We start from the raw sequence: 15,477 nt of genomic DNA, 5'->3' as shown, positions 1-15,477 counted from the left end.
CAGGAAAATCTTTATTACTGATTTTGGTGCGGAAATTCATCAAAAGTTCGCGTACGTCTTCGTAGCATTCCTGCACGCCGTCTTTGATGAAGCCGATATTTTCTTCGGCCTGCTCGCGTTGGTCTGAAGCAAACGCGCTTTCCAGCATTTGTACCTGCAAATTCAAAAAGGTCAAAGCTTGCGCGATGCTGTCATGCAAACCTTGCGCAATCAAGTTGCGTTCCTGCAAGACAGCAAGCAGGCGGCGTTCTTGTTCCATGCGGTTGTTGGCGATGGAAATCCCCAGCTGTCCGCTTAAAGTCTGCAACAATTTTTCATCTTGCTCATTGGGCATCTGGCCGTCTGAAAAATACAGGGCTAATACACCGAGCTGTTCGTCTTGGTAAACGATTGGGAATTCTACACGATTTCCCTCTTCGGTTTCACCGACACTTGCCGCCAAGTCAGAGCGTTTGCGTTCTTCATCGGAAAGATATACCGTACCGCCCAAGGAGGAAAACGCCGGCAGAATCTGAGCCAAGAATTCTTCTGCGGCCTGTTGCGGCGTAAAGGTTTGGTGCAGGTTGCGCGTAGTCTGGTAGAGCAGGGTCAAATCACGGTTTTGCCGGGCCAAGTCTTGGGTTTGTTGGGCAACCTGTCCTTCCAAATCCGTATAAAGCGTTTTCAGACGGCGGCTCATTTGGTTGAAGCCCTTGCTGACTTGGGCAAATTCACGAATTTGGTCTGTATCGATTTGAACCCCGAAACGGCCTTCGCTGATGGTTTCCACCCCGTCGCGCAATTTTTCCAGCGGCCGGATGATCCACGAATAATGCCAAACAATCATCAAGCCGGCAGCCACTAAAATCATCAGCATCATCGCCATTTGAAAACGGCGCAGCCACAAAGTATTTTGCTCGTTGGCGTTTTCCATCGCCTGTAAAAACAGCTCGATATTGCCGGCAAAACGGTACAGGCCGATTTGGGTCGGCCGCTCGTAATGTTGTAAAGAAGGCTTGATGTTGGATTCCCAATCAATCAACAGCATCGATTGGATCAAATCGTAAGCGAGCGGCATTTGTGACGGAATCAGCGGATGAATGGCATCGCTTTGCGTTACATTGGCCAGCGTACGTTCAAATTCTTTGATTTGGTTGTCGATTTGCGCATTGGGCGTACGGACGCTTGCCATATAAGCCAAGCGATACACCTGCATTTTCAAGCTGCCCGCATCTTCAATCGTTTTGGCCGCGCTTTCCAAACGCCAAGAAAGCAGCAGGGTAAAGGCAATCGATAAAAAAGCCGAGCCGACCCATAACACAGTCAGCAGTTTTAAACGCGAGGACAGACTCAGGCCGTCTGAAGATCCGGAGAATAAACGCATAAAGCACGCAGGAAGACTAATCCGATAATCTTATAAAAATATCATTCTTTCGGCCTATAAACAACCTGTCTAAAATAATTGTATGGTTATGATAAGAAAAAACAGGGGTTTAATGTAAAATCATGTTATGATAAAATTCATCTTAAGTGAATTAAATCACAAAACCAGGTTTCAGACGGCCTGAAGCCTTAAAACTTCTTCCATAAATACAACATCGCGAATAACACTTACACACTCTGCTTTGCAAAGGACTACCAAAATGAAAATTTTTGCACTGATATTGGCCGGCGGGCAGGGAAGCCGGATGGGAGGTGTCGATAAAGGGTTGGTGCAGTGGCATAACAAAGCCTTGATAGACCACGTTATCGAAAAAATCCGCCCGCAAGTCAGCCATATCGCCATCAGTGCCAACCGCAATCTCGAATCCTACGCCCAACGCAGCGCGCACGTTTTCTCCGATGCGCGCCAATGGCAACATTACGGCCCTTTAGCCGCCTTGTGTACCGCCGCCAACGATTTGCAAATTGCTACTGCAGACTGGCTGCTTATCGTCTCCTGCGATATGCCCCGCCTGCCTGAAAACTTGGTTTCCCAGTTTGAGACCATCGCCAAACGCACGCCGTTGTGCAATGCATTTTACGTTGAAACCCCGTCCAGACCGCATTACAGCGTAATGTTTATCCGTCCGCAAATCCTACAAAGTACCGTGCCATACCTTTATTCAGGAATGCGCAGCATACGCGGCTGGTTGCAGCAGCAACGCGCACGGGTCGTTCCTTTCCCTCATGAGCAGGATTTTATCAGCTACAACACGGAAAACGATTTGGCTCAGCCTTTGTAGTTGGGTAGGTAAGGGGACTAATGTTCAGGTAGAGATATGCTAAATTGATGATTATTTAATATCTTTTAATAGGTAATAACTATCTTGTAATTAGTTCCCTTAGAAATTCATCAATCCGTATATTTAAATAAAATATACGTTCTTCGTTAAAATAAACTTTGGCTTTTCCCTATCGGCTGTTTCTTTTAGGTCATTTAGTCTGCCTAAGTTCAAATTATCTACGAACAAATCCTCGTAAAACAGTTAACCGAAAAAATTCACGGGATATTCTGATTTTACGTTGCATGGCTTAAGATGCTCAGACGGCCATACTTTCAAGATAAAGGCTAAAATGGCATAATAGCAGCCCCTCTTTTTTAGAATTGTCTGGTTTAGGAGAGTCAAATGAATATTTTATTATTAGACGGCGGTAAAGATTTCGGACATTCACATGGTGAGTTAAATCACACACTTCATAAAAAAGCGAAAGAAGTTTTGACCGCACTTGGACACAATGTTAAAGAAACCGTGATTGATGCCGGCTATGACGTTGAAGCAGAAATCGAAAAATTCTTGTGGATGGATGCCGTGATTTGGCAGATGCCGGGCTGGTGGATGCACGAACCTTGGACAGTGAAAAAATACATAGACGAAGTATTCACCACTGGACACGGCAAGCTTTATCAAAGTGATGGTCGTCATCGTGTCAATCCATCCGAAGGTTACGGCACAGGCGGTTTGTTACAAGGCAAAAAACACATGCTTTCACTTACTTGGAATGCGCCGATTGAAGCGTTCATCCGTGAAGGTGACTTCTTCGAAGGTAAAGGTGTAGATGTATTGTATATGCACTTCCACAAACTCAACGAGTTCATCGGCCTGACCCGTCTGCCGACATTCTTATGTAACGATGTGATTAAAAATCCACAAGTAGAAAAATACTTAGCTGATTACCAAGCACATTTGGAAAAAGTATTTGGCTAATTGCAAAAGTACTTTGCAATCTGACCGCACTTTGCAATAAAAAGCCGTCTGAATTTTCAGACGGCTTTTACTTTTAGCGCATCCATAATCAACTTAAATATATTAGAATTCCCACGGAGGCTGGGGTAATAGAGGTAAAGCGGATCGTAAGTCATCGCATATTCAGGAAGTAACTCGACTAGCTGACCTGATTGAATTGCATCCGCCACGATCATATGTGCTACCCACGCGATGACGAGGCCGTCTGAAACGGCTTTCAGGCGCAGATGGTTGTTGATGGAAAACTGCGATTTGGGCGTGAACGTCATCCGCTCTTTTTTGTCTTTGAATTCCCATTGCTAATGATCAGACGGTTTTTTAATTTTAAAAATGATTAATTGATCATTACCATTTTCCAGTTATCCCTATCCTGATGGTTCTGCCCGGTGCAGGCAGGTAAGAACGGCTCATCGGGTCGAGGTAGTAGCGGTTGGTCAGGTTGCTGCCAACAAGCTCGGCAGTCAGGTTCTTGCCGATTTTATAACGCAGGTAGGCATCCCATACCGCAACAGGCTGCCAGCGCATATCGTTATGCTGGGGCTTGTGGTTACTTCCCATATATTGGTTGAATGTGTCATAGAAGGCTTGCCATGCATCATTGCGGTTTTCATAGACACGGCTGTGGTAATGAAGGCGCACACCTGTTTCCAGCCTGTTGGCAAGGAAACGGCTGCCCAATTCGGCATCAATCGACCAACGAGGTTGAAGCGCGCTTGCCAGATAGCCCGAATCGGTCAAGCCGCCGTGGTTGCAGACAGGACGATTCATAGTCTTACCGTTTTGCACAAAATAGCTTGAATCAACCATGCCCTCTGTTGCGGATGTCCAAGGGAAATTTTCGTCGCACATTTTGTTTTTCAGGCTGCGGAATACGTTCAGGCTGCCGAAGACGCGTCCGGTATCGAAGCGGGTGGACAGCTCGACACCACTGCGGATTTGTCTGTCGAATTGTTCGAATTCGAGATTGTCGTCCCTGTCGATAACGTTTTTGGTCTTGTTATGGAAGTAGTTAATGCGGAAATCCGCTTTTTTCATTTTCGGTAACAGCCCCGTCAAATCATGGATGTAGCCGACTTCCCAGTTTTTGGCGTGTTCGGGCCGCCAGCCATAGCCCATGCGGTTGAATGAGCCGGCGGCGGTAGAAAAGCCGTAAGTCCCTTCAAAAATGCTGGGGTAGCGCAGGGTTTCGGTATAGCGCAAATAGGCGCGGCTGTAATCAGTAAAATTGACAGTGGCAGAAAATGCGGGTACCCAACCGCTGCCTTTCTGCTTCATTGCCCTCTGCCTTTCGGCTTCGGTCATTGGCGTTGTGTAAACACTTGCACTGGCTGCGTAGTATTTAGGTACAAATTGCGGACTGTCCGGAATAGACGGGTCATATACAGGATTGGGGACTTTGGTGTGCAAATCAGGAATGCTGCCGTTGGTAAGGGGATGATCCTGCATATTCAGACGGCCTTTATCGTCTTTCAACCAATAGAAATCCACCTTTTCATTAGGATTGACCCATTTTTCGCGATCAACTGTCAAAGTCGGAATAAATTGTGAATTGACTTGAAACGAAGACAGGCTAATTTGTTCATGTTTTTTTCTTTGTTCTGAATATTCATCCGCCATATATAAAGCATAATCAAGACTGCCATTTGCCAAAGCATCGTCAATTGCCTTGTAATCCGCGTATTCTTGCGGCGTGGCAACCCTGCCGACCGAATATTTTATCCCCCTGTTCATTTCCAGCGGGTGACCATATTTGTTCTTACCGCTTTCCAAGCGTTTGCTTTTGTCCTGAAGCTGGAAATTCGTGTACCGTCCGCCCGCCGTCAACGTCAGCCAGCGGAACGGTTCGTAGTGGAAATTGAAGCCCAGATTGTATTCTCGCCGCTTGCCGTTTCGAGGTACGCCATATTGGTTCAATTCATAATTTGCCCTGATGGTGCTGTTTTCGAGTTCTTCACGATATTTGTCGTATCCTCCCCGCTCCAGCTCGTCTGAAAAATCATTGCGCGACGTCAGTTTTTCATTTTGAAAATCGCCCATCAAGGTCAACGACAGTTTGTCGCTCAATTTCATACGGTTGGAGAATTGAAAGCCTGTCCGGTTGTTACGGGCGTAATAGGCGTTGCCTTCGATAGTGTTGAACCTGCCGTTGGTATTGGGCGTTTCAGGTTTGGGCGGTTTGGGGGCTTCTATTCCTGCATCCAGCAATTCCTGCCGCTCTGCGGGAGTGTATTTCTGCCATCTGTCGTATTCGTCCCATGCTATTTGAAATTTGTTGTCCTCATAAACGGTATCGCCGGGTGAGCCGCCTGCGGTATTGGTTTTGGATTTGGTGCGCGTTGTCCAAAGCGTGGCATCGAAATCTATCCAACGGCTGCCCTCGGGCTTCCACGAATAGTCGATATTGTAGGAACGCTGTTTTACCCATGCCTGCGGCCATTCGGCAATTTTGTTGAGGACGGACGCATCCCAACTGATGGGGCCGATAATGCGCGAAGGCATAATTTCGCCGAACGTGGAATCGGTATGGCGCAGGCCGAATTTGAGCGTTTGGCGGTTCGGCAGACGGAAGGTGGTTTTACCTACCCATGATTTGGTTTCGAGCGAGGTATTGCTGACTTCCCCGCCCGGATGATAAAAAAGTCCGATTTTTGAAATATCGGGTGCGCCCAGCATGTTTTCACTGCCGAAAAATTTCTCACCCTTGGCAGCGGCTTCTTCTTGACGACGTTTCAATTCGTCTAAAGTTTCTTGTGTCCAAGGACCGATATAGCCGTAGCGTTCCGCCCCTTTTTTGCCGGAAAAATAATTGCCTTTACTGCGGTAGGCATAGGCGAGCATGGCATCGAAATTGTCCTGCTTGGTGGCAGCGGCGATGCGGTAGGCTTTATCCTCACCAAATTTATTGCGTCCGTTGAAACGCTGGTCGATTCGGTCGGTATCGTCAAAAAACGAACGCCAAATACCGCCCGTCGCTACTGCGGGAACAGGCAAGGTTCGATAATCGACTGAATGTTCATAAGCATTCTCACGCCTTTTGATGGAATTGTTGGCAGCTTCCGCCTTCACTTCAAATCCGTATTTCTGCCCTTCGGGGACAATATCGTCGGCATCGATGGTTTTCAGGGCGACGGAGCCGCCTATGCCGCTTTTCATATCACGGCTGAACGAAGGGCCTTTTTCGATGGAAACGCTGCTGATGATGTTGGGGTCGACGTAGTTGCGGTTGTTTGCGCCTGCGTAGCCGCGCCAGACGGTAATCGCCTGCTCGGTGCCGTCGATGGTAACGGGAATCCGTCCCTGCCCCTGCACGCCGCGTATATTGGGATCCAGCGCGCCGCTGTTGCGCGCGTCGCCGCTGTACACGCCGGACATACCGCTTAAAAGGTCGGATACGGTGTTGCCTTTGAAGGTTTCAACTTCGTTTTTGCCTTTGTAAAGATTGACGATTTCGCGGGTATAAACCCGGTTTTTACCGATTTCGTCTTTATTGCGCGTGCCTTTGACAGTGATGGTATCGAGAATAACTGTCGAATTATCTGCAGCATAAACGGTAGGTGCAAAACCAATGGCGGCGATGCAGGCGGAGAGGGTGGTAACTTTGATCGGTTGCATAGAATGTATCCATATAACTTGATTGGTAAGGTCGTCTGAACAAGACAGACCGAATAGATGCGATTACACTCTGACTAAAATAATACAAATAAGTTTGATTATTATTTATAATTTTGTGAAATTCTAACTAATTTTTAATAATATGGAAATGTTTTTTGAGTTTGAAGTAGATAGAAGGATGAGGGATAAGAGGGACAAATAAAAACTTGTTTGAAAATTTCAGATAGCTTTTGATTCGAATTTCAAATGCAACACTCGGGCACAAGTGGTTGGAACAGATTTAAAAATAAAACACTTGGCGTTTCGTAAGCTAAATGTTTTTTCGGCGATGTGCTTTTCTGGTTTTGCCGATGAAGGTGTCGGCTTCCCAATTGCCGATGTGAGATTTTTGGTCAAAGACGGTGGATGGGTTTTCTACGCTGACAAGGTCGGGTACTTTACCCCTGGTTCATAAATTACTGATTTAGCTGCGTCATACTGTATTTTGCGATTTGAAATGGTTGTTATTGGTGTCTTGCAGTTCCTAAACTTGCAAAAACCGCCTATTTATTTTATAAATGCAAACCATTATTATTCAAATAATAAGGTTGTGTAATGAAAAAGAAAGTGATTGCCTGTGTGGTAGGGGCGGTTTTTTCCGGACAGTTATATGCGGCTCAGATGCCGGTGGCTCAGGCAGAAATAGAGCCTGTGGTGGTTACGGCCGACCGCAATGCGCAAACCTTGGATAAAGCCGCGCCGAATGTGTCGGTTATTGGACGCAAAACCTTGAATCAAGCCTCGGCGCAGAATTTGGACGATATTGTAATGTATGAATCCGGCGTCAGCGTGCCGTCTGACAACAACCGCCGCGGTCATGCCGGTATCAATATCCGAGGCATAGACGGCAACCGCATTTTGATGATGGTGGACGGTGTGCGCATTCCCGAATCTTATGCAGGCGGCGGCTCCAATGGTGCGATTTCGGGACGCGATATGGTCGAAAGCGACACGCTCAAGCAGGTCGATATTGTCAAAGGACCTTATTCCGTGCTCTACGGCAGCGATGCGCTCGGCGGCGTGGTGAACATGGTGACGCTTTCTCCAAGTGATTTCGTCGATGAAGGCAAACGCGGTTATTTTGGGTTGAAACACGGTTACCGAAGCCGCGACCGCAGCCATGGGGTTACTGCGACTGTGGCAGGTTTCCATGAAAACGCCGAAGGTCTGCTGATGCTGACGCGCCGTCAAGGTCATGAAACCGAAAACATGGGCAGCGATACCAGCTACTCGACTGCACGTACTGCTACCAACCCGCAGAAAAACAATGCCTACAATATCTTAGCGAAAGGCAATATCGGCAACGAACGCCACCGTTTTGAAACTTTGTACGAACAGTATTACCATGCCAACGATACTGTATTGGCAAACGGCTTGGGTTCGCAATCGCGCGGGCCGGTAACCATCGCAACATCTGAGAGCAACGCCCGAGACCGCATCCGCCGTCAACGTATCGAAGCAGGCTACCGCTACACTGGCGAAGGCCGTCTGAAAGAAGCAAACCTGACTGCCTATCAGCAAAAACTGCGTACAGAAGACGATGCCGTCGATATCAGCATGACGCGCATGGGCGCACGTCTATTAGGTAACTCGACCCGTTATTCCGACTACGGTTTCAATCAGACCATACGCGGGCTGAACGGGCGCGGCGTGTGGGAATTTGACGGTGCGGTCAAACAAAGCGTCGTTGCCGGTGCCGAATACAAACACACCGAAACCGCCCGTCCGCGTGACAGCCTGACAGTGGACAACCTGACCGGCGCTGTCAGCAAAGTCTATGCAGGCAGCACCTATCCGAATAAAACCTTCCCCGACAGCAAGCGCAAAACGTTTAGCGTTTACGCACAAGACAGCCTGACTTTCGGCAACGGCATCGTCCTGACCCCGGCCCTGCGTTACGAAAAAGACAAGCTGAACACTTCGACCGACCAAGCCTATCTCAATGCCAACCCCAGCGGAACAGCGACGCGCTTCAGCGATTCTGCGTTCACGCCCAGCCTGCGCCTGAGCGTACCGATGGGTGAGCAGTTCACCGGTTTTGCTACTTATTCCCAAGGCTTCCGCACGCCGCCGTTTGACAGCGCGACCATGGCGTTTGCCAACACGACCTACGGCTATGCCGTCATCCCGAATGCGAATCTCAAATCCGAACGATCCAACAGCTTTGAGTTGGGGATGAAGTTCAAAAACGAACACGCCCGCGCGCAAGTTACCGCGTTCTACAACCGTTACCGCAACTTCATCGACCGCACCGAAGTCGGCACTTCCACCATAGGCGGCCGCCCGATTATCCAGTACCAATATCAAAACCTAGATAGGGTCAAAACCTACGGTGCAGAAGCCTCTGCCGCCTACAAATTCCTGCCGGGCTGGCAGGTTTCCGGCAGCATCGCTTGGATGAGCGGCAAACAGCAAGACGGTACGCCGCTGGATTCCGCTTATCCGCTCAACGGCGTTTTGGGTTTGGATTACACGCAGGAAAAATGGGGTGTCGGCACCAAGCTGCGCTGGTCAAAAAAACACAGCCGCGTCAGCAGCGACACTGTTTTCCAAGCGCCGGGGTATGGCGTATGGGATGTCGGTGCGTGGTACAAGCCGTTTAAAAACCTCGAAATCGGTGCAAACATTTATAACGTCGGCAACAAAAAATACTGGCAGCACGCAGACGTTGCCGGCATGAGTCGCTCAAGCGTGATGGACTTGTACACCGAAACCGGCCGCAATTTTGCCGCGACTGTACAACTGAAGTTCTAATGTGATTCAACCGTTTTCAGACGGCCTGAGAAAGCGAGCAGGCCGTCTGAAAGCATTCGACAAGGAAAATCAATGAAACTCAAACTCCTCCTGCTTTCCGCGCTTATTTCGTTGGACGGCACTGCACACGCACAACGCATCGTCGTGTTAACCCCCGATACGGCAGACATCGTTGCCGCGCTCGGCGCATTGGACGAAATCGTCGGCCGTGATCAGACCGTTCAAAATCCAGCGTTGAAAAACAAGCCCAGTATCGGCATTCATCGCCGCCTGACGGTTGAGCCGATTGTGGCCGCCAAACCCGACATCGCCATCGGTTCATGGATGGCGCAGCCTGCCGATATTTTTGCCCACCTGCAAAAAGCAGGCATTAAAGCCGTCAATGTTGCGCCCGACGACAGCATCGCCGCCTATCCGCAAAGTATCCGCAGCATCGGTCAGCTTATCGGCAAAAGCGTGCAGGCAGACAAGTTGGCCAGTAAATGGCAGGCGGATATGAAACAGCAGCCTTCCAGCGGCAAACGCTACCTCTTCAGCTACGACGGGCGCATCGTATCGGGCAAGAATACCGCCGCCGACGAAATCATCCGCCGTGCCGGTGGTATCAATGCCGCAGCCACCATTGACGGCCTCAAACCGATGACGCGTGAGGCATGGATTGCGGCCAAACCCGACATCATCATTATCGCCGACCACAACACCGCCATGATAGGCAATGTCAAAACTTTTGCCGCACGCCCCGAAATCGCCGGCTCGCCAGCCGCGAAAAACGGCAAGATTTATTTGTGGAAGGCCAACGATATGTTCCGTTACGGGCTGGATACGCCGCAAGTGATTCAGCGTTTGCACGGTTTGGCAAAATAAACGCGCCTGATTTGAAAATCCTGCCTGATTTTGTTTTCAGACGGCCTTGATGTGTTCTTTCTTATTGAGGAAGCAAAACGGCTGTCTTAAAAAGGCCGTCTGAAACCGTTCCTCAATCCGCTTAAACCGCATGATGTCATGAAACCGCATATCCTTACCCTTTGTCTGCTGCTTACTGCCGCCGCCGTTTATTTGTGCTGCGGCATCGGTTTTGGCGCGTGGGAGTCGCCGCTGGCGATGGATGAAACCGTCCGCCAAATTCGTTTACCGCGCATCTATACCGCGCTTTTGGTCGGAGCCGGTTTGTCCGCTTCGGGCGCAGCATTGCAGGCTTTATTTGAGAACCCGCTGGCCGATCCAAGTTTGATCGGGACATCGGGCGGGGCAGCTTTGGGCGTGATTGTGTTATTGGCTCTGGGCGGCGACGCGATGGGTGTGCCGGCGGCGGCTTTTCTTGGTGCATTGGGCGTGTGCCTGCTGATTTTGGCGGTGCACAAACTGCTTGGCGGCGGTACTTTGGGATTGCTGGTGTTGGGATTTGTGTTGAGCGCGTTTTCGGGCGCGGTGGTCAGCATGATTTTGTTTTTGTCTGACGATTTGGTATTGCGCAGTGCAACCACATGGCTGTCGGGCAGCCTTGCCGAAGCCGGTTTCTCATCGCCTGTCGCGGCAATCGCGGTCATGTTGCCCGGTTTTCTGATTTTGCTGTCGGCAGGCAGGCGGCTGGACGTTTTGATGACAGGTGAAGACACGGCTGCCAGTATGGGGGTGTCGGTCGGGGCATTGCGCGTGCAAACCGTAATCGGCGCGGCATTGATGACGGGGGCGGCGGTGTCGCTTTCGGGCATCATCGGTTTTCTCGGCATGATGATCCCCAATATGCTGGCGCAAACCGTCGGCGGCAGCCGCCGCAAACTGATTGCGCTGTCGGCTTGGTTGGGCGCAGTATTTTTGATGGTGGTGGACGGCGCGGCGCGCTGGCTGACATACCCTGTCGATTTGCCGGTCGGTATCGTGATTGCCTTATTGGGCGGACCGTTTTTTATGTATTTGTTTATCAAGCCTTTGAAAAGCCGTTGATGCCTGAATAGGCCGTCTGAAACTTCATTGCCCATATCTTTTGCCATGCACACCTTATTTCAAATCCGTAATCTTTCCGTCTGCGTCCAAGACAAAACCCTGCTTGAAATCGATCAACTGGATATACCTCACGGCATAACCGTCATTATCGGCCCGAATGGTGCGGGTAAATCTACTTTGCTGCGGGCCCTAATCGGGCAAACAGGGCAGGGGGAAATCACGCTTTTCGGTGAGGCCGTTGTGCAGCAAATCCGCGCGGGCAGGGTGGCATGGGTCGGGCAGCATGGCCGTTACAACATGCCGATGACCGTACGCGAATACATTGCGTTGGCGTCGTTCGTACAAAAAGGCCGTCTGAACCATGAATGGGCGGACGAGTTGCTCGATTATTTTGATTTGACGGTCTTGGCGGATAAGCGCATCGGCAAGCTCTCAGGAGGCGAACAGCAACGCGCCAACATCATCCGCGCCCTGTTGCAAAACGCGCCGGTCTTGCTTTTGGACGAACCGTGCAACCATCTCGATATCCGCCACCAACACCGCCTGATGCAGTATTTGGTCGGGCATTCGAACCGTGCCTCATCAATGATGGTATTGCACGATTTAAACCTCGCCGCGCGTTATGCGGAACATATTATCTTGATGAATAAGGGAAAAGTAGTTGCATCAGGCAAGGTGGGCGAAGTGATGCGCCCCGACTTGCTTGAATCGGTTTACGGTTGGCAGATACGCCGTTGCAAAGATGAGGCAGGGTTTTATTTCAGAAGCTGAGCGCCAAAAGGCCGTCTGAAAAACGATAAATAAAATTTATTGTATTGTTCAAAAATAAAACGAGATGGGAGGATGTTCTCAGCTTGAAGAACCAAATTTTGCGCATTTCACAAGTAAAATGCCGATTTCCATCAAATAGAAATATATTTTATTATTTATAGAATACAATATTTTAAAATAATACTAATTTTTAATTACACAAAAATATTGACAAGAAAATGATGATGGTTATTTAATATATAAATCTTATTAATAATTTTTATTAATCATTATCATGGTACAGCAGCTTGTTTGGACTCCGAAACAATCCGCGCCCAAGGCATTTCCCGAACGTCAGGCATTAATGCCTGTTTGGGGCGGCGTTCCAATGCCGCGCCCCCAGTGGCAGAACATTTGGAAGAAAAAGCTTCCCTATGCCGCCGATGTGGACGCGCTTGCTTATCTGCATATTCCATTTTGCGCCAACCACTGCGTTTTTTGCGGCTTCTACCGTAATGCGTGGAAGGACAGCCAAAGCAGCGTGTACACCGACAAAATTATCGAAGAAATGGCCGCTGAAGCCGAAGTCCGTACAGGCAAGGGCAAAATCCGAGCCGTTTATTTCGGGGGCGGTACGCCGACCGCGTTGCTTACGGAAGACCTCGTCCGCCTGATTCGTGCCTGCTACCAATATCTGCCGCTTGCCGAAGACTGCGAGTTCACCATCGAAGGGCGCATGAGCCATTTCGATTTAGAAAAAGCACAGGCTTGTCTCAAAGCAGGGGCCAACCGCATTTCCATCGGCGTGCAAACCTTCAATACCGCCATCCGCCGCCGTCTCGGCCGCAAACACAGCGGCGACGAGGCGTTTGAATATTTGGCAAAATTGTGCGAACTCGATGCCGTGATTGTGGCTGATTTGATGTTCGGCCTGCCCAATCAAACCGATGAAGTTTGGCAAAACGATATTGCCCGCGCCGTCGAGCTGCCTCTGTCCGGTTTGGATACGTATGCGTTCAACCTTTATCCCATGCTGCCCATCAACCGCATGATTGAAAAAGGCGCATTTCCGACACCGCCGGGTTTCGATATTCAGGCAGACCAATATGCCTACACGGTTGAAACGCTGCTGGAAAAAGGCTGGGAACAGGTCAGTAACAGCCACTTCGCCTATCCCGGCCGCGGCGAACGCAACCGCTACAATACCCTGATCAAATCCGATATTTCCTGTTTGGCGTTCGGCTCCGGCGCAGGCGGTAACTTCGGCGGTTTCAGCTATCAGGTGCAGGGCGATTTAGAGAGCTATCTCGCCACGCCGAAAGGCGAGAAAAACATCGCATTTATGAGCGGCCATAGCCCAAATAAAGCACTACTCAGCAAAGTCCAGCACGATATTGAAACAGGCCGTCTGAATCCATCATTGTTTGACGGCAACAAAGCAGCGCAAAAGCTGATTGCCCAATGGCAGGAAATGCAGCTTTTTAAAGAACCCGATTCAGACGGCCTGATCCGTTTGAATACCAGCGGCCGTTATTGGTCGCCCACCCTTATCCGCAAACTCATGCTCACTCTTCCGACTCAAGAAAAGGATCAAACCATGCAAAAACTTTCAGCCGAACAACAAACCATGTTGCGCCAATCATTAGAAAAAAATCCCGGCCAAGTGCTGGAAATGCTGGCCGCGCAAAACCAATGCAGTTTTGAAGACGTTATCCGCTGCCTGCCTGAAGAGAACGTGTGCCAAACCGAAGGCAGCCGCATTGTCGAAATTCTCCAAGCCATCGCTGCATGGGATGAATCCGTTACCTTCATCGCCCACACCCCCGATGCCATCGTCGAAGTCAGCGGCAAACTGCCTAACGGCAAAGTCGGCCGCGGTTTCTACAATTTTGACCATCCCGAAACCGACGGCGGCGTACACGGCCACATCTACTACGAAAACTGCGCCTCCATCTACCTTTTGGAACGTCCGTTCATGGGTAAAGCCACTTGCTCGCTCAACTTTATCAACCGCAACGGCGGTGCCATGTTTAAAATTTTCGTCGGTCGCGACGAAGCAGGCGAGTTGAAACAACATCAAATCGAAGCCATGCGCAAACTGTTTGATGCCGCTTAAACGGTTTCAGACGGCCTGATAATCCGTTCCTTGTTACATAGAGGAGCGGATTTTCTAACAATAAACATCTACCATACAAAGGAATCTCAAACATGCAACTCATCTTCGGAGCCAACGGCCCGTCCGGCCGCGCCTATATCCGCACATTGACTAACTCAGCCGATACCGTCGCCGTATTGAGAAGACCGTCTGAAGACAGCTTTTTTGCCGAACACAATATTCAAACCATCGTCGCCGATGCGCTTGATGCCGATGCACTCGATAAAGCGTTGGCACAATACCGTCCCGATACCGTGATCAGTTTTGTCGGCGGCAAAAACGAAGAGGGCATCCGCAGTGATGCGCTGGGCAATATCAACATCATTGCCGCTACGAAAGCCGCCAATCCGCAAGCCCGCTTTGTACTGATTACCAGCATGGGCTGCGGCGAACAATGGGATATGATGAGAGAGCCGTTCAAACAAGCACTCGGCGAAGCTGTCCGTGCCAAAACAGAAGCCGAAATCTATCTCAAACAAAGCGGTTTGAATTGGACCATTTTGCGCCCCTGCGGCCTTGCCGATGGCGAAGATAATGCCTATACCTTGATACAAAATGCCCAAGAAATTCCGCAAAAATACATGACGCGCAACGGCTTGGCCGCCGCCGTTGCTGCTATTGTCGGCCAAGCGGACAGCAAGTGCGAAACGTATAGCGTTGGTACGGCATAAACGGATTGAGTAGATTGCCCACTTTCCATTGTTAAAGTTGGAGTAGGTAATTGATTAGCAGCCGATCAAACAATAAAGGATTTGCTGAGAAAAGACTGGGAGATATAAATAAAAGGCCGTCTGAAAAATTTCAGACGACTTTTTACTTTTGAATTCTGTAAGTAATTGAACTACTGAGTAAAACAGGATTTAACAGGCTAAAATGCTGGCATTATGAATTTAACATAATATAAATTAATTTCCTTTTCCCTATTCTTCTACAAATTCCGCTGTTTTGTTCCTATATGTCAAATGAGAATTAATAATACTCTAGAGAGTATGCTCATAGTACTCCAATTTTTAGTAT

At 49.3% G+C, this 15,477-nt stretch carries 10 protein-coding genes and 1 pseudogene; 8 read left to right on the top strand and 3 right to left on the bottom strand.

Features of this window, described 5'->3' with window-relative positions; all coding sequences use genetic code 11:
• Positions 1–1,363: histidine kinase (locus tag ACTHUT_RS07450; RefSeq protein ID WP_440418714.1), on the bottom strand; the 1,363-nt coding region annotated here is incomplete at its 3' end.
• Positions 1,364–1,622: 259 nt separating this feature from the next.
• Between ACTHUT_RS07450 and mobA the strand changes: the two genes are divergently transcribed.
• Together mobA and ACTHUT_RS07440 are read left to right on the top strand one after the other, a co-directional pair.
• The gene (gene mobA, locus ACTHUT_RS07445; RefSeq protein ID WP_036490834.1) at positions 1,623–2,204 is read left to right on the top strand and encodes a molybdenum cofactor guanylyltransferase MobA; all 582 of its coding nucleotides are present in this window, start codon (positions 1,623–1,625) and stop codon (positions 2,202–2,204) included.
• A 384-nt stretch (positions 2,205–2,588) separates the two neighbouring features.
• Positions 2,589–3,167 carry an NAD(P)H-dependent oxidoreductase gene (locus ACTHUT_RS07440; RefSeq protein ID WP_440386712.1) on the top strand — a complete coding sequence of 193 codons (579 nt, stop codon included), beginning with the start codon at positions 2,589–2,591 and terminating at the stop codon, positions 3,165–3,167.
• A 56-nt stretch (positions 3,168–3,223) separates the two neighbouring features.
• Here ACTHUT_RS07440 and ACTHUT_RS07435 read toward each other — a convergent pair.
• Positions 3,224–3,490: pseudogene (locus tag ACTHUT_RS07435) on the bottom strand (LysR substrate-binding domain-containing protein); the annotation flags it as partial.
• A gap of 61 nt (positions 3,491–3,551) precedes the next feature.
• Entirely contained in the window at positions 3,552–6,818 is a 3,267-nt protein-coding gene (locus ACTHUT_RS07430) for a TonB-dependent receptor domain-containing protein (RefSeq protein ID WP_440386711.1), read from the bottom strand.
• 594 nt (positions 6,819–7,412) lie between these two features.
• On the opposite strand from ACTHUT_RS07430, the gene ACTHUT_RS07425 reads away from it, so the two are divergent.
• The 6 genes from ACTHUT_RS07425 to ACTHUT_RS07400 all read left to right on the top strand — a co-directional run bounded on the left by ACTHUT_RS07425 (position 7,413) and on the right by ACTHUT_RS07400 (position 15,131).
• Positions 7,413–9,611, top strand: a complete 2,199-nt coding sequence (locus ACTHUT_RS07425; RefSeq protein ID WP_440386710.1) for a TonB-dependent hemoglobin/transferrin/lactoferrin family receptor — start codon at positions 7,413–7,415, stop codon at positions 9,609–9,611.
• Between the two features lie 72 nt (positions 9,612–9,683).
• Positions 9,684–10,475 carry a heme/hemin ABC transporter substrate-binding protein gene (locus ACTHUT_RS07420; protein WP_440386709.1) on the top strand — a complete coding sequence of 264 codons (792 nt, stop codon included), beginning with the start codon at positions 9,684–9,686 and terminating at the stop codon, positions 10,473–10,475.
• 138 nt (positions 10,476–10,613) lie between these two features.
• Complete coding sequence (locus ACTHUT_RS07415; protein WP_440386708.1) at positions 10,614–11,555, top strand: FecCD family ABC transporter permease; 942 nt, start codon at positions 10,614–10,616, stop codon at positions 11,553–11,555.
• 45 nt (positions 11,556–11,600) lie between these two features.
• Positions 11,601–12,326, top strand: coding sequence for an ABC transporter ATP-binding protein (locus ACTHUT_RS07410; RefSeq protein WP_440386707.1), 726 nt, complete (start codon positions 11,601–11,603; stop codon positions 12,324–12,326).
• Positions 12,327–12,600: 274 nt separating this feature from the next.
• Positions 12,601–14,421: a heme anaerobic degradation radical SAM methyltransferase ChuW/HutW gene (gene hutW / locus ACTHUT_RS07405; protein WP_440386706.1), complete on the top strand. Its 1,821-nt coding sequence runs from the start codon at positions 12,601–12,603 to the stop codon at positions 14,419–14,421.
• Between the two features lie 92 nt (positions 14,422–14,513).
• Positions 14,514–15,131: an NAD(P)H-binding protein gene (locus ACTHUT_RS07400; protein WP_440386705.1), complete on the top strand. Its 618-nt coding sequence runs from the start codon at positions 14,514–14,516 to the stop codon at positions 15,129–15,131.
• Positions 15,132–15,477: the final 346 nt, after the last annotated feature.

It is taken from the genome of Neisseria sp. P0022.S010 (genome assembly GCF_051956635.1).
Note: the sequence above shows the minus strand (reverse complement) of the source record. Positions and strands in the feature narration are given on the sequence as shown.